Annotated in this window: 18 protein-coding genes; 8 read left to right on the top strand and 10 right to left on the bottom strand. The window is 59.6% G+C overall.

Translation table 11 applies throughout. The features are described 5' to 3' along the window. Positions 1-6 precede the first annotated feature (6 nt). The 9 genes from PIB16_RS25595 to PIB16_RS25555 form a co-directional block, all read right to left on the bottom strand. Complete coding sequence (locus PIB16_RS25595) at positions 7-1,758, bottom strand: nitrilase-related carbon-nitrogen hydrolase (RefSeq protein WP_065656722.1); 1,752 nt, start codon at positions 1,756-1,758, stop codon at positions 7-9. A gap of 27 nt (positions 1,759-1,785) precedes the next feature. Continuing rightward, positions 1,786-2,481, bottom strand: coding sequence for an urea ABC transporter ATP-binding subunit UrtE (gene urtE, locus PIB16_RS25590; protein ID WP_065656721.1), 696 nt, complete (start codon positions 2,479-2,481; stop codon positions 1,786-1,788). Further along, positions 2,481-3,230 carry an urea ABC transporter ATP-binding protein UrtD gene (gene urtD, locus PIB16_RS25585; protein WP_065656720.1) on the bottom strand — a complete coding sequence of 250 codons (750 nt, stop codon included), beginning with the start codon at positions 3,228-3,230 and terminating at the stop codon, positions 2,481-2,483. Before urtD ends, urtE begins: the two co-directional genes overlap by 1 nt. A gap of 1 nt (position 3,231) precedes the next feature. Further along, positions 3,232-4,371, bottom strand: a complete 1,140-nt coding sequence (gene urtC, locus PIB16_RS25580; RefSeq protein ID WP_065656719.1) for an urea ABC transporter permease subunit UrtC — start codon at positions 4,369-4,371, stop codon at positions 3,232-3,234. A gap of 1 nt (position 4,372) precedes the next feature. Continuing rightward, positions 4,373-5,266 carry an urea ABC transporter permease subunit UrtB gene (gene urtB, locus PIB16_RS25575; protein ID WP_065656718.1) on the bottom strand — a complete coding sequence of 298 codons (894 nt, stop codon included), beginning with the start codon at positions 5,264-5,266 and terminating at the stop codon, positions 4,373-4,375. A 150-nt stretch (positions 5,267-5,416) separates the two neighbouring features. After that, a complete protein-coding gene (locus tag PIB16_RS25570; RefSeq protein ID WP_059755234.1) occupies positions 5,417-6,667 on the bottom strand; it encodes a transporter substrate-binding domain-containing protein in 1,251 nt (416 codons plus the stop codon). Between the two features lie 248 nt (positions 6,668-6,915). Continuing rightward, the gene (locus PIB16_RS25565) at positions 6,916-7,524 is read right to left on the bottom strand and encodes an ANTAR domain-containing response regulator (protein ID WP_020812771.1); all 609 of its coding nucleotides are present in this window, start codon (positions 7,522-7,524) and stop codon (positions 6,916-6,918) included. 12 nt (positions 7,525-7,536) lie between these two features. Continuing rightward, on the bottom strand, positions 7,537-8,688 hold the full coding sequence (locus tag PIB16_RS25560; protein ID WP_065656717.1) for a transporter substrate-binding domain-containing protein: 1,152 nt from the start codon (positions 8,686-8,688) through the stop codon (positions 7,537-7,539). 181 nt (positions 8,689-8,869) lie between these two features. Further along, positions 8,870-9,832 carry a LysR family transcriptional regulator gene (locus PIB16_RS25555; RefSeq protein WP_065656716.1) on the bottom strand — a complete coding sequence of 321 codons (963 nt, stop codon included), beginning with the start codon at positions 9,830-9,832 and terminating at the stop codon, positions 8,870-8,872. A 232-nt stretch (positions 9,833-10,064) separates the two neighbouring features. On the opposite strand from PIB16_RS25555, the gene PIB16_RS25550 reads away from it, so the two are divergent. From PIB16_RS25550 to PIB16_RS25515, 8 genes are all read left to right on the top strand, one after another. Beyond that, positions 10,065-11,156 (top strand): ABC transporter ATP-binding protein, encoded by a 1,092-nt coding sequence (locus tag PIB16_RS25550; protein WP_065656715.1) that lies wholly within the window; start codon positions 10,065-10,067, stop codon positions 11,154-11,156. 37 nt (positions 11,157-11,193) lie between these two features. Beyond that, on the top strand, positions 11,194-11,925 hold the full coding sequence (locus PIB16_RS25545) for an HAD-IA family hydrolase (protein WP_059755226.1): 732 nt from the start codon (positions 11,194-11,196) through the stop codon (positions 11,923-11,925). A gap of 19 nt (positions 11,926-11,944) precedes the next feature. Further along, positions 11,945-13,249, top strand: a complete 1,305-nt coding sequence (locus PIB16_RS25540) for an NAD(P)/FAD-dependent oxidoreductase (protein WP_065656714.1) — start codon at positions 11,945-11,947, stop codon at positions 13,247-13,249. A 63-nt stretch (positions 13,250-13,312) separates the two neighbouring features. After that, positions 13,313-14,353 (top strand): ABC transporter substrate-binding protein, encoded by a 1,041-nt coding sequence (locus tag PIB16_RS25535; protein ID WP_065656713.1) that lies wholly within the window; start codon positions 13,313-13,315, stop codon positions 14,351-14,353. A gap of 24 nt (positions 14,354-14,377) precedes the next feature. Further along, positions 14,378-15,250, top strand: a complete 873-nt coding sequence (locus PIB16_RS25530; RefSeq protein WP_065656712.1) for an ABC transporter permease — start codon at positions 14,378-14,380, stop codon at positions 15,248-15,250. 3 nt (positions 15,251-15,253) lie between these two features. After that, positions 15,254-16,051, top strand: coding sequence for an ABC transporter permease (locus tag PIB16_RS25525; protein ID WP_065656711.1), 798 nt, complete (start codon positions 15,254-15,256; stop codon positions 16,049-16,051). After that, on the top strand, positions 16,048-17,742 hold the full coding sequence (locus tag PIB16_RS25520; protein WP_104679841.1) for a GMC family oxidoreductase: 1,695 nt from the start codon (positions 16,048-16,050) through the stop codon (positions 17,740-17,742). Before PIB16_RS25525 ends, PIB16_RS25520 begins: the two co-directional genes overlap by 4 nt. A 17-nt stretch (positions 17,743-17,759) precedes the next feature. Then, entirely contained in the window at positions 17,760-19,184 is a 1,425-nt protein-coding gene (locus PIB16_RS25515) for an aldehyde dehydrogenase family protein (protein WP_065656709.1), read from the top strand. Positions 19,185-19,253: 69 nt separating this feature from the next. Here PIB16_RS25515 and PIB16_RS25510 read toward each other — a convergent pair. After that, a partial coding sequence (locus PIB16_RS25510) for an anti-sigma factor (protein ID WP_271046600.1) occupies positions 19,254-19,488 on the bottom strand: 235 nt, incomplete at its 5' end.

Below are 19,488 nucleotides of genomic sequence, written 5' to 3'. Positions count from 1 at the left end.
GACCTTTTACTGATGCCATTTGACGAGAGGCTGATAATGATGCGGCTGACGCATGACAACAAGGTCTTTTCGCCGGACGATGTTCGTTGGATAGGGCGTATCGAGATTGGTGGTGTTGACGGTCGCACCGGCAATCCCTTCCTCGTCCAGGATCACCGATTCCTGACGCGGAAATGCAAAGGAGTCCGGTCCGAACACGGCACTCTTACCCAGATATCCCCGTGGCTTATCAAGTACATTGGCGAAGGCGAAATAGACGTTGTTCTCGCCGCCGCGAACCCGCAGAGCGTGCCAATGAAAGGGGTCTGCTCCCTTCGGGATGGGATAGTTGTGCGGGATTTTTGTTCCCGCATGGCTGCCGGTGAAGGTACCGGCAATTGCTGAAGGGCAGGCCACCAGATCGCACCCCATAAGCGAGAGCGAACGAATGGCTTCCGGATATAGCGCGTCGTGGCCAATTGCCAGGCCCACTCGGCCGATGGCAAGATCGTATATTTTCCATTCGTCACCGGCCGTCGCCCAGCTATCGGCCATGCCGAGATGCGTCTTGCGATAGCTGCCCACCAGCCCCTCGGGACCGGCGAGCACTGCTGTGTTATAGACTTTGTCTCCGTCCGCCTCGGCAAATCCGGCGACGAGATAGAAGCCGAGCTTCATTGCCAAGCGCACGAAGGCGGAGACTGTCGGGCCTGAAAGCGGTTCCGCCCGGGTGTGGGGAGCCTCAAGCCCGGTCAGCGACAGTTCCGGGAAAACCAGAATGTCCGGCGCTGTCGTCGCCTTCGCTTCTGTGGCCAGTGCGGTGATGCGGGCGATGTTGTCTGCGATCACGGAGGAGGGGGCGAACTGCGCAACGGCCGCGCGCGATTTGCGCCCGCGCGGAATGGGCTGATAGCCATAGAGGCGGAAGTAGTCGCCCGGATTCCAGGTGAAGCTATTGGTCATCATGTTCATGTAAAGCTCGGGCCGGCGCGATTTGAAGACCGGTTCGCTCAAGACTTTGCGGCGGCGTGCGCGGGCAAGATCGACCTCGCCATAGGCGATCCCGTCGCCTGTATCGATGGATGCGGCAACCGTTCCGTCGGGCTCGATCAGGCAGCTTCCCCCGGAAAACTGCACGGTTCTCTCCAGCCCCCACCGGTTGCTTTCGATGAGATAGCAGGCGTTTTCAAAGGCACGGTTGATCCAGTAGGGCGCCGGCGCGCGTTCCTGCAGCCAGTTGGAGATGTGGCAGATGATGTCCGCACCGGCCAGAGCCTCCAGCCGTGCCGTCTCGAAGAAGTGCAGATCCATGCAGACCAGCATCGAAATCCGGCCGATCTCCGTTTCGAAGACCTCATGGACGATATCGCCATTGGCGGCCCATTTGGGCTCGGCGATATAGGGATGCGACTTGCGATGCCGACCGATAACGCCATCGGGACCTATCAGAACGGCGGTGTTGTAATAGAGATCGCTCGCCGGTTCGACTTCCGGCATGCCGATGACGATATAGCAGCGGTGTCTGCTGGCAATGGCCTGAAAAACATCTGTTGTCGGTCCGGGAATGGCTTCCACGAAAGGCTTTACTTCGGCCCTGTCAAACCAGCAATAACCTGTCGTGCCCATTTCCGGCGTGACGATCAGGCGTGCACCTGCTTCTGCCGCTTCCTCGCAAAGGGCGGCCAGCCGCGCGATATTGCGCGCCTTTTCGAACATGGTCGGCTCGAACTGGATGGCGGCAGCGGTGTAGCTCTGTGTCGATGTCATGATGGTCCCCATTTTCTTTACCAAGGATTTCAGTCCGTTTCAGACAGCCATATGCCGATGAACAAGTGCATCGGAGAGCGTGTCGATGGCGCCCGCCGCGACCACGGTTCCCTTCTCCAGCATGGCGAACTGGTGAGATGCGTGCCGCGCAAATGCGACGTTTTGCTCAACGAGAATGATCGTCATGCCGATCTCGCGATTGAGCCGTATAATGATCTTTTCGATCTCCTCGACGATGGAGGGCTGAATGCCTTCGTTTGGCTCATCGAGAAGCAACACTTTCGGATCTGCGGCCAGCGCACGTGCGATGGCGAGCTGCTGTTGCTGGCCGCCTGAAAGCACGCCACCCGGTCGATCGAGATTGGCCATCAGATACGGAAAAAGTTCGGGCACCAGCGCTGGAAATTCGCGTTTGCGATCGGCACGCGCAAAAGCGCCCATCAGGATGTTTTCGCGGATGGTAAAATCGGGAATGATCTCCCTGCCCTGGGGGACATAAGCGATCCCCGCCCGTGCTCTCATATGCGTCGGGGCGGCGGCGATATCTTTTCCCTGCAGATGCATTTCACCTGTCACCCGGTCGGTCAGCGCCATCAGGGTTTTCAAAAGGGTCGTCTTGCCGGTGCCGTTGCGGCCGAGGATGCTCGTCACCTTGCCGGCCGGTACATCGAGGGTGATGCCGTGCAAGATGTGGCTGCGGCCGTAATAGCTGTGCACGTCTTTCAATGTCAGCATCAGGATATTCCTTTCGAGCCGAGATAGGCTTCACGGACTTTCGGATTGCGCTCTATATCCCCGACGTTTCCTTCGGCCAGAACCTCTCCCAGATGAAGGACGGTGATGCGTTCGGCGATTTCACGCACGAACCCCATATCGTGTTCGACGACGAGGATCGTATGTCGGCCCTTGAGATTGTTTATGATCTGCGCCGTCTTGCGGGTTTCGGCCTGGGTCATTCCTGCTGTTGGTTCATCCAGCAAAACCACCTTCGGGTCCTGCACGATGAGCATGCCCAGTTCCAGCCATTGCGTCTGGCCATGACTGAGATAGGCGGCCGTCGTCTGCTGTTCCGTTTCAAGCGCCGTGAGAGCAAGCACGTCATCGACGCGCCTCGCTTCCGCCCGCGAAAATCCGAAACGGAGATTTGCAAGCACCGATGGATTGCGGCAATTGGCCACCTCCAGATTTTGCCGCACGGTGAGATCGCGAAAAATGCTCGGAATCTGGAATTTTCTGCCGATGCCGGCGCGTGCGATCTTATGTTCGGGCCAATTTGTGATGTCGGTGTCGTAGACGAAGACCTTGCCCTGCGTACTGCGCGTCTTGCCGCTGACCAGATCCATCAGGGTCGTCTTGCCGGCGCCGTTCGCACCAAGCAACACACGCAGCTCACCATCGCTGACGGTGATGCTGACATTGTTTAGAGCTCTGAACCCGCCGAAATCGACACCGAGACCGTCGAGGGTCAATGCGATTGCACTCATATCACGATGCCTCGCTCTGTTGTTGCAATGATGAAGACGCCGCACCCGGTTTGAGCCTGCGGATAAGCTGTCGCAGCACATCATGCGCGACGCCGCCGAAACCACGCGGCATGAACAGGACGACCAGCACAAAGATGAGACCGATGATCGCTTTCCATGCTTCGACAAGCGCTTCGGTCTCGCTGACCTGAGCTTCGATCATGTTGATCAGGATCGCGCCGATGCAGGCGCCGAGCAGGGAGGAACGGCCGCCGACGGCCGCCCACACGACCATCGTCACCGAGAAAGACAAATCCATGAAGGTCGGAGAGGCGAACTCGGCGACGACGACGTAGAGCATGCCGGCAACGCCGGCAATGCCTGCCGAAAGAGCGAAGAAGAACACCTGGTAGAGCGAGACGTCGAAACCGAGATATCGGGCGCGAACATGATCGTCACGGATCGCCTGCAGGATCATGCCCGCGCGAGTTTCCACGACAAGACGGGCGGCGATGAGTGACAGCGACAGGCATACGGCGCAAAGATAATAGGTCGCCCTGCTGTAGGGATCGAACTCTATGCCGCCGATCGTCAGCCAGCCAAGATCTGTCAGGCCGTTAAAACCGTTTGTCACCGGTTGAGCATCGACCACGACGAGACGTACGAGCAGAACAAGCGCCAGAGTGATGATCGAAACGAATACGCCGGAAATACGCTTGCGGAAAACCAGCATGCCGAGCGCGCCGGCGATCGCCACGGGAAGCACGAGGCCGAGTACGAGACCAACGGACTGGCTTTGAAACGGAAGCCAGAGGAAAGAGCCCTTGTTGATACAGCACAGTTCCGTGGGTGCACCGGGTTCGGCGTTCCAGAGCATGAAATCAGGAACGGGCTTGTCGGAGCCCTGTTGCAGACTGGTCAGGCTCGACAGTTTAAGAGACATGGCGAGCATGTAGGCGCCGAGACCGAAAAACAGGCCCTGGCCAAGGTTGAGAATGCCGGCATATCCCCATGTCAGCGCGATGGCGACGCCCAGCATGCCGTAGACAAGATATTTTGAAATACGGTTCAGCCAGAATTCGTCACCGAAAACGGGCGCCGCAAAAAGTAATGCTATGAAAATGACGTAGGCGGCGATCTGGAATTTTCGTTGGATACTCATGTCAGCGCCCCTTGAACGAAAACAGCCCGCTGGGCTTGACGAGAATGACGAGGATGACGACGCCGAAAACAACCGCGCGCGCCAGAATGTCGTTCGTGCCGATGGCCACCAGCGCATTGATCTCCCCCAATAACCCCGAAGACAGGATGGTGCCGAACAGGCTGCCGACGCCGCCCGTGACCACGACCATGAAGCCGTCAACCACCATCGTCGTGCCCATGTCCGGGAAAACGGTCTTAAAACCGGACATCATGACGCCGGCGACGCCCGCAAGACCGGACCCGAAGGCGAAAGTCATGGCGTTGACGCGTTTCACGTCGATACCGCAGGCTGCGGCCATTTTCGGATTGCGGATGATCGCGCGAACCTGCATACCTGCCGTCGTCCGATAGAGAATGAACCACGTCACCAGCGTCAGCGCGGCGGTAACCGCGATGATGAAAGCGCGGTAAGCATTGATCTCCGCGCCCGCCAGGCTGAATGTACCCTGCAGATACGAAGGCACGCCGACGTTTTGCAGGCCGGCTCCAAGGCCTTCGATATGAATGCCGAAAAAGGACAGGCCGAATTCGAGCCTCACGGCCTGCTGCAGAAGGATGGCGATGCCCCAGGTAGCGAGAAGCGTATCCAGCAAACGACCATAAAGTCGCCGCACGACCAGCCGTTCGATCATCAGGCCGAGCAACGCGGTCACGATGAACGCCAGCGGTATCGCGAGCAGCAGGCTTGTCTTGAACCATATGCCGGAGAGGACGGCGACATAGGCGCCGATCATGACCATCTCGCCATGGGCCATGTTGATGACGCCCATGGCGCCGTAGGTTATGGCGAGACCGAGCGCCACCAGAAGAAGGATAGAGCCGAGACTGAGGCCGATAAAAAGAATGTCGAGCATGAAGCCACCGTTCGTGAGAAGGGCGGGTCGGGTTTTCCTGCTTCGTGCCAATCCGAAAGCGGATTGGCGTCGCGCAGAAGAAAGCGCAGATCCGCCTTGCCGAGACATGGTCCCGCCAGGCATGGCTGGCGGGACAATGCGGAGGATGGGTCAGCCCTTGAGTTTTGCTGCGTCGAGACCCTTGACGGTGCAGAACAGGTTGCTCTCCGTTTCGCCATAAGCCGAATAGGGAAGCGGCTTGATCGGTGCCGGATAGGCGTTGACCACCTTGCTCTGGCCGTCCGGCTGCCACTGTCCGATGCGTGGCGTCAGCCAGCAATGCAGGTTGTCGGGGTCGGTCGTCACCTTGCCGCCGGGCGCGTCATAGGTCTGGCCGCGAATGCCGGCCCGGATCGCGTCGGCTGACAGATCGCCGGACTTCTCAACTGCCTGCTTCCACAGAAACACCTGAAAATAGGCGGCCTCCAGCGAATGGTATGTCACGGCCTTGGGATCGTTGACGAAGGTTCTGAAACGGTCGATGAAGCTTTTGTTCGCCGGCGTTTCAATCGACATGAAATATGGGAAAGAGGTGTAGCTGCCTGCCGCGTATTCAGCCCCCATGGCCGCGATCTCGATTTCGGAAGTTACTGTCGCGCAGATTGGGATAACGTCCTGCGAAAGGCCCTGGTTCTTGAATTCGCGGTAAAAGGCGATGATCGAATCGCCGACCACGTTGGAAAGAACCACGTCCGCCCCCGATTCCTTGATCTTGCTGACCATCACGGCCCATTCCGAGTGGCCGAGTTCCAGATATTCGTCCGCTACCCATTCCGCGCCGGCTGCCTCGATCAGTTTTTTGGAAACCTTGGCCATCTCGCGCGGATAGACGTAGTTCGAGCCGACGATGAAGAACTTCTTCTTGCCCAGTTTCTCGACGATCCAGGGAATGTAGTTGGAGAGCTGCTGGTTCGGAACGGCGCCGGAATAGACGACGTTGCGCGAGCACTCGAAGCCTTCATAATGCGTCTGATAGAACAGCATCGCGCCGCGCCGTTCGAAGATCGGCAGCACGGCCTTGCGGCTGGCGGATGTGTGGCAGCCGAATACGGTTGAAATCTTGTCCTTGAGGATCAGCTTCGAAGCTTTCTCGCTGAAGATCTTCGGATCGGAGGCTCCGTCTTCAACGACAACCTCGACCGGACGGCCGAGAACGCCGCCGGCCGCATTGATCTCGGCCACGGCCATCATGACACCGTTGGCGAGAAGTTTTTCGGCGACGGAAAGCCCACCCGTCTGGGAGTAGAGCGCACCGACCTTGATTGCGTCGGCTGCAAAGGCCCGGCCGCCCAGCGCTGGCAGGGTGAGTGCGGCGGAAGCGGTGGCTGCGGTTTTCAGAAATTCACGTCTGTTGAACACCATCTTGGTTCCCCTTTTTTGATTGGCGCACGCAGTGGCACTGCCCGGTTCAACAGCCAGGCTTTCATGCCGAAAAAATGTTGGAAGGCTGACGACACTGTCAGCAGACAACAAAAAACCCGCTAGGCCTGTCACAGCCTGCGGGCACCTTTGCCATCACAGCATCACGGCGTCGCCGCGTGCAACAGCGGCACATGGCTTCGCAAAAGGAAGGGATGTGCCGGAGGTGTTCCTTTGAAACACATGAAAAACTAATCATGTTTTTGGGGGCGGCGCAAGAGCTGTTCGGCATTGATAATCGAATTGGCGATTTCATCGATCGGTACGCGCCGGGCCATCGCCTGCTCCCGCATTTCGCGGTACGCCTCGTTTTCGCTGGTGCCGAGATTGGCCATCAAAATCGCCTTGGCGCGGGCGAGCTTCTGGTCTCCCAATACCTTGCGTTTATATTTGCGCGCTTCTTTCACGAGCTTTTGGCGCTCCAGCCACAGGCTGCGGGCGATGGCGAGATTGGTCAGCAGACCGAACGGCTTGATCGGCCTCTCGACAATGGCGAGCGCGCCGCTTTCCAGAACGATCTGCAACGTCGAGGGATTTTCGTAACCGACGATGGCAAGCATGGTCGGAGCGGGGTTTGGAAAACACTTCAGCAGACGTTCGATTTCCGGTCGCGCCTCGTCTTCCATGGCAAGAAAGACGACGTCTGTGCCATGCGGCAATTCGGCAGGCACCGGCCAGAGGCAACTGACCGTGCAGCCGATACGGCGCAGGTGATCGACGAGGAACTCTCCCTCCGATGTCCGGGGATGAATAACCAGGACCTTGAGATCCCGCAAATCTCTGAGAAGGGCGAATGACATCGTCGCTCCTTCTCAGACCCGGACGCGATGCGGGAAAGTTTGCGTCAGATCCGGTCGATATTCGCGCATGAACGGATCGGGCGCCACCCGCAGTGACGGATCATAGACAATATCGTAGCCGCCCTGCGCATTCACCTTTGCCACTCTTGGCCACAGATGCGTGTGGTTTGTCAGCCGGTCTATCTTCACCGCGCCCTGTGGAGCATCGTATTCGACCTCATAGAGTGCCGGCAGAAGCTGCTCAAGCCCGTCGCCGCCGGCAAGCTTTAAAGCCGCCGCATAGAGATATACCTGAAAATAAGCCGCTTCGGCTGGCGCAGTGGGCAGCATCTGCTGGCCGTACCGTTGTTGATAGGCCGAAACGAAGGCGCGGGCGCGGGGGGTGTCGAGAGAAGCGAAAAAGGGAGCAGCGGTTATGTGCCCTTCCGCCACCTCCGGGCGCATGCGTATCACGTCGGCCTCGCTTGTCGATTGACTGGCGATCGGCATCTTCTGTGCGTTGAAGCCCGCTTCCTTGAAAGCCGTGTAGAAAGGAATGATACCGTTGCCAACGATCGTTGAATAAATAACGTCCGGCTGCGCTGAGCGAATGTGTCGGATTATCTTGGCGACGTCCTCGTCTTTGAGGTTCAGCGGAACATATATCTCGTCCAGGACCTGTCCCCCCACCTGAAGAAAAAGGTCGCTGATCGTCCGGTTCGATTCATAAGGATAGACGTAATTCGACCCCACAAGAAAAACCCGCTTTCCATAGTGCTTGGTGAGGAAATCGACCAATTGGACGGAGTTCTGATTGGGAGCTGCACCTGTGTAGATGCAATGCCTGGAGTATTCGAACCCTTCGTACAAAGTCGGGTAAAACAGCAAAGCATCACGGGCCTCAATGACGGGAAGAGCGGCTTTGCGGGTGCTCGACATGTGGCAGCCGAAAACGACCCGGACCCGATCTTCGTCGCAAAGTTTGACCGCAAGCTCCTTATAGAGACTGGGAGTTGATTGCGGATCGTAGGCCACGGGCTCTATCTCTCGGCCGAGCACGCCACCGGCTGCGTTGATTTCATCGATCGCCAGCAAGGTAGCAGCTCTCTGGGTTGTTTCCACGGCTCCGGTCACTCCCGTTTCGGAGAACAGCACACCGACCTGCCATCTTTCTGAATGCATCATCGCCCACCAAAAAATAAAAAGCTCCCGCCCGTTTCCGGTCGAGAGCTACCCTGCTCATGGAATATCAGCGGCTCATTTTGAGCCTGTTAGTCGATGATGTCAGTTTCTTTATCTGGTGACAATAGCGGAACGAAGGGTCGTTATGACTATGTCGGTTCGAGCGTGTTCAAAATTTTAGTTTTTAGTTGATGGTATCGCTTCCCACGCAGCCGATGTTCAGGGATGGATAAAGCGCGCTCACCGCATCGACATCCGCCTTCAATTCACGGATCATCCATTCCTTGACCTGCGTGACGATTGGTCGGGCGGGTTTGGTTCGCAGCCGGATAAGATGGCAGCGCCGGCCGGTGACCATCAAGTGTTCGCTTGCTGGAACCAGTGTCCGTGTCCGTAACCAATGGGCGACGACGTTGAGCCAGCCAAGCGCCACGCCCTGGCCCAGGAGAGCAGCCTGCACGACGATGGCGTAATCGGAGAAGATCATCGAATTCTGCGGGTCGCTACCGCTGGCCGGTGTGAACAGCGTCGACCAGTTGGGCTGCGCATCGCTTAAATTGATAGTCGTATCCGGCACGCGATCAATATCGTTGCCGGAAATGGCATGGCTTTCCCTGTAACCCGGACTGCAGATCGGCAGCAGGATTTCGGGCATGACGAAAGCTGCCTCGTGATGCCTGTCCGGTCCATCGACGAAGCGCATCCCAAGATCGACGTCGTTGACCGGCCCCGACAGGGCGCCCATCATGAGCTGAAACCGAAGATCGACATTGGGAAATTCCCTTTTGAATTCTGCCATTCTCGGCATCATCCAGTGCGTGGTGAAGCCGGTCGAGACGGAAAGGGACACGGTTTCGATACCGGTTCGGCGATCCTCGATTTCCCGCAGGGCGCTTTCTATTCCGGCGAAGCCTCTGGCGATCGCATCGAACAGCAGCTGGCCGGGTTCCGTCAGCATCGCGCCACCGGGCTGCCGAAGAAACAATGTCGTATCAAGATGTTCCTCCAGCCGGGACATCATGCGGCTCACAGCCGCCGGCGTCACGTTCAATTCGTCTGCTGCCCTCGAAAAACTGCCGCAGCGTGCAGCCGCCTCGAAAGTAAAGAGGCCATTCATGGAGGGCAGGGAACGGCGAAGGAATGTCATTACATTTTGTAACATCGCATAGATTTTTTTTCAATTGCTTATCCGCCTTTTGTTTGGTCTCTTTGCTGTCAACGAAGGCGAGAGACCTTCCATGAATTGAGGGGAACGCGACAGATTGGTTTCAGGCCGGCGCTGGGCGTCACAGGCTGAAAATCTGCTCTTCGTTCCGCAAAAACGCGCTGCCATACGTCGGAGCACCACCGAACGTACTGGGATTTTTTAGTGGAATCATATGATTGAGCAGCCAAATACAGAGCGGGTAGGCGTTTCCATCAAAGAGGCGGTCAAGTGCTACGGAACGTTTCGTGCGCTGGACGATGTCAATCTCGATGTCGCTCCCGGCGAATTCGTTTCCATTCTCGGACCTTCGGGGTCAGGCAAGACCACGTTGCTGGGAATTCTCGGCGGCTTTGTCCAGCCGACATCGGGGTCAATTTGGTTAGGCGATCGGGATATTACATTTGAGCCGCCGCATAAGCGGGATATCGGTATCGTCTTTCAGAACTACGCGTTGTTTCCGCATATGAGTGTAGGCGAAAACATCACCTTTCCGCTAAGGGCGCGGCGGCTACCGAAGGCGAGCTGGCCGGCGAAACTCAAGGCCGCGCTCGAGATGGTCGAACTCACCGGCTATGAGAACAGGCGTATCCACGAATTGTCGGGCGGCCAACGTCAGCGCGTGGCGCTGGCGCGCGCCATGATCTTCGAGCCGGGCCTCATTCTCATGGACGAGCCGCTTTCGGCGCTCGACAAGCAGCTGCGCGAGACCATGCAGATCGAACTCAAGCGGCTGCATAAGCGGCTCGGCGCCACGATCGTCTATGTGACGCATGATCAGCGCGAGGCGCTGACGATGAGCGACCGCGTGGCGATTATGCACAGGGGACGTCTGGTGCAGGTCGATACGCCGGAGCGTCTGCACGACCGTCCCGTCAACGCCTTTGTCGCCCGTTTCATAGGCGAGGCGACCCTGCTTGCGGTTCGGCGCGAAAGCGAAACGGCGGTGCGGCTGGGAGACCGGCTGCTGCACACGGCGCATCGCGTGCCGGAAGGCGAAAACCTGCATCTCGTGGTTCATTCGGAAAAACTCGTGGTGGTGGATGGCGCTCAAGCAGATGGCGGCAACAGGCTGACAGGCACCGTCACGGATACGCTTTATCAGGGCGAAAGCATTCGGGTTTTCGTGCGGCTGGACAGCGGCGACGATCTGAGTTTTCGGCTTCCCAGCAACCATGCCGGCCGCGCGCTGATGAAGTCGCCGGGTGAGGCGATCGTGCTTTCACTCCACCCCGAAGACACGGTGATCGTTCCCGAAGCGGGTTGAGACATTCCATTCCATGCAGTCAACAAGGATAAAGACTATGCAGCTTACGCAATTCAAGGTCATGACCTTCGATGTGGTCGGCACTTTGATCGATTTCGAAACGGGTGTGCTCAATGCGGTGCGTGCGCTCGGCGGTGAAAAGGCGGCGAGGGCCACCGACGACGAGATTTTCGAACCGTACAAGCGCGGCCGCGACAAGTTCTATGGACGGTCTTCCTTCGCCATGAAAGACGTCTATCTTTCTCTCGCCAACGAACTCGGTTTCAACAATGATGACGCCACGGCGGAAGCCTTCCAGCTTGCCGTGCTGCGCTGGCCGGCCTTCGCAGATTCCGTGGAAGCGCTCGCCCGCCTGCGCAAGAACTTCCGTCTTGTCGCCATGACGAATGCCGACCGTACGGCATTTTCCGCCTATTCCGATACGCTTGGCAATCCGTTTCACGACAGCGTCACCTGCGATGAGGCCGGGTGTGCCAAGCCCAATCCGCAGTTTTTCGCCTTCAACAAGGGGCGTCAGTCGGCTTTCGGTTTCAAGCAGTCGGAAATCCTGCATGTCGCCCAGAGCCAGCATCACGATATCGGCGTGGCCCGCGAACTTGGCTACACGACCTGCTGGATCGAGCGTCGCCAGGGCCAGCAGGGGTTCGGCGGCACGCCGGCTCCGAAGGTGGTGACCAGGCCCGACTTCCACTTCTCCTCGCTCAAGCAACTGGCCGATGCGGTGGACGCGGAGCTTGCCGCCGGCGTCAAGACGGCAACGGCAGCCTGAAAGCGAGAGAGCCGTACCGATGGCCGCACGTCCCCCTTTTCCCGATATCAAATCCCTCTGGCAGGAGACGGCTTCGAGCCGTCCTGCCTTCGACCGGCTCTCGGGCGATCGTCGGTTCGATGTCGCGATCATCGGCGGCGGTTATACGGGCCTTTCCGCGGCGCGCTATCTGGCCCGCCGCGGCCTGTCTCCGGTGGTGCTGGAGGCAAGCCGGATCGGCTGGGGGGCGAGCGGCCGCAATGGTGGCGTGGTGTCGGGCAAGTTCCGGCTTTCCTTCTCCGACATCGCCGCCCGCTACGGGCTGGAGACCGCGCGGCGCATGCATGATCTCGGTATCGAGGCCATCGATCATGTCGGCGAACTGGTAGACGATTATGCAATCGCCGCTGCCGATTATCGCCCAACCGGTTCGCTGCGCTGTGCCCACAATCAACTGTCGCTCGATGGCCTGAAGAAAGAAGTCGAGTGGCTGCGTGGATCGCTTGGCGACCATGCCTGCACCATTCTCTCACCGGAGGAAATGGAGGCGGAGACGGGCTCACGCGATTTCGTCGGCGGCATGCTCAGTACCCATGGCGGCGTCATCCACCCCTTGAATTTCGTTTTGGGCATGGCGGCCGGATTGAGTGCCGCAGGCATCGCGATCCACGAGAAGACGCCGGTGGCGGCATTCAGGCGAGATGGCGCCAGCATCGTTCTTGAAACGCCTAACGGTGTCGTTTCGGCCCGCCAAGTGGTGATCGCCACAAATTCCTATTCCGATCTGACGCTGGCCACGTCGGCGGTCCGCAAGTCCATCATTCCCTTCCGCTCCGCGATGATTGCGACCGAGCCGCTGACCGGCAGATCGGGTGCTTCCCTCCTGTCGCAGGGACGCAGCTATACCGAGACGCGGCGCATGATGCGCTGGTTCCGCAAGGCTGGAGACCGTGTGATGTATGGCGGGCGCGGCGCCTTCGGCAAGGCGGATTCCGAAAGCGCGTTTGCGGCACTGCACAAGGCCATGGTGCGGCAGTTTCCGGAACTGGCAGCCGTATCTGTCACCCATCGTTGGTCCGGCCTCGTGGCCATGACGATGGACAGCATTCCACATCTGGGCCGGCTGGACGACCGGGTCGTCTATGCAGTCGGCTACAATGGAACCGGGGTGGCCATGGCCTCCAACATGGGCCGCTACGTTGCGGCCATGGTTGCCGGGCAAAGCCCCGATCTCGGGCTTTTGACCGCGGAGCCGCTCAAACCCGTGCCTTTTTATCCCATCAGGGAGCCAGCCGTCCGGCTCATCGCCGGCTGGTATCAGTTCCTCGATGCAATCGGGCGCTAAGACCCGACAGTCGCATGCCAAACGGGGGCGACAGCGCCTCGACATAAAAGAGGAGAACGACGAATGAAATACAGATTTTCCATGCTCGTGCTTTCCGCATCCGCCGCCGTCTTTTCGGCTGGCCTGGCGTCGGCGGAACAGGTCACCTTCGTTTCACAGGGCGGCGCCTATCAGGAGGCGCAGACCAAGGCGATCCTCGATCCCGTCGCCAAGCTGCTCGGCATCACTGTCAATCAGGACAGCGCGCCCGATGCCTGGCCGGTGATCAAGACGCAGTCCGCATCCGGCAAGATCGTCTGGGACGTCATCGACACGCCGGCGAAGGATTGCATACGCGGCGGGGAACAGGGAATGATCGAGAAACTCGATTTTTCCAAAATACCCAATTCGGAAAAGATGCCGGCCGAATACAAGAGCCCCTATTCGGTCGCCTATGAATTCTACTCGAGCGTGCTTGCCTACAACAAGGACAAGTTCGGCGGCAACCCGCCCAAGAGCTGGGCGGATTTCTGGGATGTGAAGAAATTTCCGGGCACGCGGGCGCTTCGTAACCATCCCCTGGCGACACTCGAGGCCGCTTTGCTCGCAGATGGCGTGCCAGCGGACAAACTTTATCCGCTCGATGTCGACCGGGCTTTCAAGAAGCTTGAAGAGATCAAACCCTATGTCACGGTGTGGTGGACCTCCGGCGCACAGTCGGCGCAGCTTCTGGCCGATGGTGAAGTCGACATGGAGATGGCGTGGAACGGCCGCGTTGCTGCGGTGGTGAAGGAGGGCGCGCCGATCGGTTATTCGTTCAATGAAGGTTTCCTTCAGTATACGTCACTCTGCATTCTCAAGGGCGCGCCGAACCTCGAAACGGCTGTCAAGTTCGTCAATGCGGCGCTGACCCCTGAAATCCAGGCGAATTTCCCGGCCTATATCGATTACGGTCCAGGCAATCCTGAAGCGTACAAGACCGGCAAGATTTCGCCGGAACGCGCTGCCGAAATGCCGAGTTCGCCGAACAATGCCGCACTTCAGGTCCTGGTCTCGGACGAGTGGTGGAGTTCACCGGCCGGCGAGGAGGCGCAAAAACGCTGGGCGCAGTTCATCCAGAAATAATCATCGGCCTGTGGAGGGTCACTGATGGCACAGTCGAAACGAAATCCGTCGGCGCTGCATGAGCAGCGTGAGCAACGGCTCATGCTGATGCTGCTGGCGCCAGCCCTTGCGGTCGTCGTCGTTCTGCTGGTCCTGCCGCTTCTGTGGCTGGGCTGGCAGTCGATCCGGCAGGATGGCGGCTTTACGCTCGCTCACTATCAGCGGTTCCTGACGGATTCCGTCTACTGGATGACCTTCCTTCAGACCTTCCGCATTGCGGCGGTCGTCACGCTGATGACCGTCCTCCTCGGCTATCCCGTCGCCTATGTGGCGGCGGGCCTGCCCCAGCGCTGGAGCGTGCTTGTTCTCGCCATGGTGCTGCTGCCTTTCTGGACATCCGTTCTGGTGCGCGCCTATGCCTGGCTCATCCTGCTGCAGCGCAACGGTATCATCAATTCGGCGCTGACGGGATCGGGCCTGATCGATGCGCCGCTCCGGCTGGTCAACAACGAATTCGGCACGGTCATGGCGACGATCCACATCCTGCTGCCCTTCATGGTGCTGCCGCTCTATGCGACGATGAAGAAAATACCCACGGAACTGACCATGGCCGGCGCCAGCCTCGGCGGCTCACCCATGCATGTATTCTGGCGGGTTTTCCTGCCGCTGTCGCTGCCGGGCATGATCGCCGGCATGGTGCTGGTCTTCGTGCTCACCCTTGGTTTTTATATCACGCCGGAACTGCTGGGCGGCGGGCGCACCTACATGGTCTCCATGCTCGTTTCGCGCAACATCGAGGTTTATAACGAATGGGGCGCTGCCTCGTCGATCAGCGTCGTCCTGCTTGTCTGCGTTTTTCTGGTTTTCCGGCTGGCGAGCCTCATCATTCCGTTCGAACGCATCATGGGAACGAGGTGACGCATGAACCTGTCGAAAATCCTTCTCTACGGCTTTGTAGCCCTCGTTCTCGCCTGGCTGATGATCCCCATCCTGATCATCCTGCCAATGTCCTTTTCCGGCGCGCGCTTCCTTGCTTTCCCGCCGCCATCCTGGTCGCTGCGTTGGTATGAGGCCTATCTCGGCAGTGCCGCCTGGATGCAGGCAACCCGTGTAAGCCTGATCGTCGCCGTCTCCAGCGCCGTCATCGCCACCATCCTCGGGACTGCGGCGGCCTATGCGCTCAACCTCACGCAATCGCGGCTGGTGCGCAGCTTGCAGGCGCTGCTGCTTCTACCGCTGATCGTGCCGATCGTCATCACCGCCGTCGGCGTCTTTCTGGTTTACGCACAGATCGGGCTTCTTGCTTCGCTGACCGGGCTGATTCTCGCCAATGTCATGCTGGGCCTGCCCTATGTCGTCACCTCCGTCCTGGTCGGGCTGCGCAAGTTCGACCACACCCAGGAGATGGTGTCGAGAAGCCTCGGCATGAACCGCTGGCGGACCTTCTTCATCGTCACCCTGCCGCAAATCCGCCCGAGCGTCATTTCCGGTCTGCTCTTCGCCTTCATCTCCGCCATCGATGAAACGGTGGTTTCGCTTTTCATTTCCGGCGGCGAATATCAGACGCTTACCAAGCGCATGTTCACAGCGCTGCGCGACGAAATCGATCCGACCATCGCCTCGATCAGCTCCCTGCTGACGGCGATCTCCTTCATGCTGTTGATGCTGGCGGCGATCAACGCCCGCAACACCGAATATTCGCAGGGGCGGGCGACATGATCGTCGATCACCTCATCCTCGGCGGCGGATCGGCGGGCTGCGTGCTGGCCGCACGCCTTTCCGCAGATCCGCGGCGGACGGTCGTTCTGGTCGAGGCCGGGCGCAATATTTCGGCGGACGATATACCGGATGAGGTGCGCAGCCGTTATCCCGGCCGTGCCTATCTCGATACGCGCAATATCTGGTCGCAGCTCACGGCGTTGATGGGCCATGCCCGTTCCAACGCGGCGCCCCGTCCACCGCGTCGCTATGAGCAGGCGCGGCTTCTGGGCGGAGGCTCGGCTATCAATGCCCTGATGGCCAATCGGGGTGCGCCGGCCGACTATGCCGAGTGGCAGGCCCTTGGGGCGGACGGCTGGGGCTGGGACGATTGCCTGCCCTATTTTCTGAAGATCGAAGCAGACAGGGATTACTTCGGCCCGCTTCACGGCACGACCGGGCCGCTGACGATCCGGCGCATATCCGACGACAGGATTTCACCCTTCGTCGACCGAGTCATGAAAACGCTCGACCGCCGCGGCTATCCGACAAGGCCGGACCAGAACGGACCCTGGGAAGACGGCGTCTTTCGCGGCGCCATCGCCGTCAGCGATAGCGGGGAGCGCTTGCCGACCTCGCTTGCCTATCTGACGCCGGACGTGCGCAAACGTCCGAACCTCAGGATCATCACCGAAAGCGTTGCGGACCGCATCCTGTTCGATGGCCGTCTGGCTACGGGTGCGAGATTGACGGGTGCTAGAGTGGAGACGATCCATGCGGCGGAAGTGATCGTCTCGGCCGGCGCCATTCACACGCCCGCATTGCTGATGCGCTCCGGTATCGGCCCCGTCGGTGACATCGCCGCCGTGGGGGGCAATGTCGTGGCCGGCCGCAGCGGCGTCGGTCGCAATCTGATGGAGCATCCTTCGATCGCCGTCGCTGCCTATCTGCCCCCGCATATGCGGGTGCGTGACAGGGGAGAACACCACGAACAGGCGATCTGGCGTTTCTCCTCCGGTCTCGACGGCGCGCCGCAGGGTGACATGCATGCAGCGATCCTGTCGCGATCCGGCTGGCATTCCATCGGTTTGCGGTTGGGCAGCCTGTTCTTCTGGGTCAACAAGTCCTATTCGCGCGGCTCCGTGAAGCTTGTTTCGCTTGACCCCAATGTGGAGCCGGAGGTCGATTTCAGGATGCTGAGCGACGAGCGTGATCTGAGGCGGCTCAAGCTTGCGCTGCGGCTGGGGGCGGAGGCTCTGACCGACCTTTTCATGGCGGGGCACGGGGGCACTGTTTTTCCATCGAGCTATTCGCCCCGGGTGGCGAAGGTCGCTGTACCGGGGACATGGAACGCGTTGCAGCGGGGTCTTTTCTCGGGTCTTCTGGATGTGGCGGGCCCGCTGCGCCCCGCATTGGTGCATTCAGCGATAACACTCGGCACGACCATGCGGGGGCTGCTTGAGGACGACGATGCGTTGACGGAATTCGTCCGCCGCCATGTGGGCGGCACATGGCATCCCTCGGGAACGTGCCGCATGGGATCGGCTGACGATCCCATGGCGGTGACGTCGTCCACGGGCCGCGTGCACGGCGTGGAAGGGTTGAGGGTCTGCGACGCATCGCTGATGCCGTCGATCCCTTGCGCCAATACCAACATTCCCACAATCATGATCGCGGAGCGGGTCGCCGACTTCATCCTGGCCGGCCGCTGAGATCATTGGAGACGGATATGGACAACTATCTCAAATTCTATATCGACGGCGCTTGGGTCGATCCTCTCGGCGGCCAGCGTCTATCCGTCGTCGACCCCGCCACTGAAGAGCCTTTCGCGGAGATAGCCATGGGATCGGCGGCGGATGCCGAGCGCGCCATCGCCGCCGCGCGCCGCGCCTTTGCTACCTTTTCGCAGACGACGCGGGAAGAGCGCCTCGGCCTGCTTGAGCGTATTCTTGAGATATTGAAACGTCGGCAGGACGAGATCGGCGATGTGATATCTCATGAAATGGGCGCTCCACGAAAAATGTCGCGGGATGAGCAGGCGGGTATCGGCGTGGCGCATTTCGAGCAGACGATCCGCGCCATGCGTGATTTTACGTTCGAATACATGCAGGGTACGACCCGCATCGTCCATGAACCGATCGGTGTCGTCGGCATGATCACGCCGTGGAACTGGCCGATCAACCAGATCGCCTGCAAGGTGGCCCCGGCGCTAGCCACCGGCTGCACCATGGTGCTGAAACCCTCGGAAATCGCGCCGCTCAACGCCATACTTTTCGCAGAAATCCTGCACGAAGCCGGTGTTCCCAAGGGCGTGTTCAATCTCGTCAACGGCGACGGCCCAACCGTGGGCACGGTGCTGGCGAGCCATCCCGATATAGACATGGTTTCCTTCACCGGCTCGACACGCGCTGGCATTTCGGTCGCGCAGGCGGCGGCCCCGACGGTGAAGCGCGTGCATCAGGAACTGGGCGGCAAATCGCCCAATATAGTGCTCCGAAGCGCTGACCTCGACGCTGCCGTGCGCGCCGGCGTGAGCAGGTGCTTTGCCAATTCCGGCCAGTCCTGCAATGCGCCGACCCGTCTTCTCGTCCCTGCGGAGCAAATGGACCGGGTGATTGGCATCGCCCGTGCGGCGGCGGAATCGGTCCGTGTCGGTACACCCGGCGATGCCGAAACGGATATCGGGCCGGTTGCCAGCAAAACGCAATTCGACAAGATCCAGAGCCTCATCCGCAAGGGAGTGGAGGAAGGGGCGGAGCTCGTTGCCGGCGGGCTCGACCGGCCAGCGCATCTGAACAGCGGCTATTATATACGGCCGACAGTCTTTGCGCGCGTTACGAACGACATGACGATCGCGCGTGAAGAGATTTTCGGGCCTGTGCTTGCCATTCTCGGTTATGGCAGCGAGGACGAGGCGGCGGATATCGCCAACGACACGCCCTATGGGCTGGCATCCTATATTCAGGGCGCACCCGAGGAGGCGAGTGCCTTCGCACGACGGCTCAGAACCGGCATAGTGCGTCTCAACAGCTCCGCCTGGGATGGGGCCGCCCCCTTCGGCGGCTACAAGCAATCGGGCAACGGTCGGGAATATGGCAAGTTCGGTCTGCACGAGTTCACCGAAATCAAGGGCATCGTCGGCTTCGGAGATTGACCGTTACGACCCATCTCGTGTCGTGACGCGTTCATCGGGACTCGCCTCGAATCGGGAAGCGTTAAACCTTCATCCCCATCGTGCCGTGCCGACGGCGATAACAGGGCCTGTTGCCTGACCAGTCGGCGAGCCGCCGAAAGGTTCGACGCTGATCGCGAAGGTGGTGCCTTCGGTGATGCTGTTGCCCATGTCTGCGGGGATTATAAGATCGCCATTCGTGCCGGGCTGGAAGACGCCGAGCGAGCGGGTCTTGCCGCCATCCATCACCAGCCACAGTTCCAGCGATTTTTCGTCGGTCTTGCCG

The sequence above is a fragment of the Agrobacterium sp. ST15.13.015 genome, assembly GCF_027871645.1.
Classification (GTDB): domain Bacteria; phylum Pseudomonadota; class Alphaproteobacteria; order Rhizobiales; family Rhizobiaceae; genus Agrobacterium; species Agrobacterium leguminum.
The sequence above is the reverse complement of the archived record's forward strand: the minus strand, read 5'-3'. Positions and strand labels throughout refer to the sequence as shown.

Coding starts and splice junctions, on each gene's coding strand:
- PIB16_RS25555 (WP_065656716.1), bottom strand. CDS start 9,832: ATGACATTCCTTCGCCGTTCCCTGCCCTCCATGAATGGCCTCTTTACT.
- PIB16_RS25535 (WP_065656713.1), top strand. CDS start 13,313: ATGAAATACAGATTTTCCATGCTCGTGCTTTCCGCATCCGCCGCCGTC.
- PIB16_RS25545 (WP_059755226.1), top strand. CDS start 11,194: ATGCAGCTTACGCAATTCAAGGTCATGACCTTCGATGTGGTCGGCACT.
- PIB16_RS25595 (WP_065656722.1), bottom strand. CDS start 1,758: ATGGGGACCATCATGACATCGACACAGAGCTACACCGCTGCCGCCATC.
- PIB16_RS25520 (WP_104679841.1), top strand. CDS start 16,048: ATGATCGTCGATCACCTCATCCTCGGCGGCGGATCGGCGGGCTGCGTG.
- PIB16_RS25570 (WP_059755234.1), bottom strand. CDS start 6,667: ATGGTGTTCAACAGACGTGAATTTCTGAAAACCGCAGCCACCGCTTCC.
- urtD (WP_065656720.1), bottom strand. CDS start 3,230: ATGAGTGCAATCGCATTGACCCTCGACGGTCTCGGTGTCGATTTCGGC.
- urtC (WP_065656719.1), bottom strand. CDS start 4,371: ATGAGTATCCAACGAAAATTCCAGATCGCCGCCTACGTCATTTTCATA.
- PIB16_RS25540 (WP_065656714.1), top strand. CDS start 11,945: ATGGCCGCACGTCCCCCTTTTCCCGATATCAAATCCCTCTGGCAGGAG.
- PIB16_RS25550 (WP_065656715.1), top strand. CDS start 10,065: ATGATTGAGCAGCCAAATACAGAGCGGGTAGGCGTTTCCATCAAAGAG.
- PIB16_RS25525 (WP_065656711.1), top strand. CDS start 15,254: ATGAACCTGTCGAAAATCCTTCTCTACGGCTTTGTAGCCCTCGTTCTC.
- PIB16_RS25530 (WP_065656712.1), top strand. CDS start 14,378: ATGGCACAGTCGAAACGAAATCCGTCGGCGCTGCATGAGCAGCGTGAG.
- PIB16_RS25515 (WP_065656709.1), top strand. CDS start 17,760: ATGGACAACTATCTCAAATTCTATATCGACGGCGCTTGGGTCGATCCT.
- PIB16_RS25560 (WP_065656717.1), bottom strand. CDS start 8,688: ATGATGCATTCAGAAAGATGGCAGGTCGGTGTGCTGTTCTCCGAAACG.
- PIB16_RS25565 (WP_020812771.1), bottom strand. CDS start 7,524: ATGTCATTCGCCCTTCTCAGAGATTTGCGGGATCTCAAGGTCCTGGTT.
- urtE (WP_065656721.1), bottom strand. CDS start 2,481: ATGCTGACATTGAAAGACGTGCACAGCTATTACGGCCGCAGCCACATC.
- urtB (WP_065656718.1), bottom strand. CDS start 5,266: ATGCTCGACATTCTTTTTATCGGCCTCAGTCTCGGCTCTATCCTTCTT.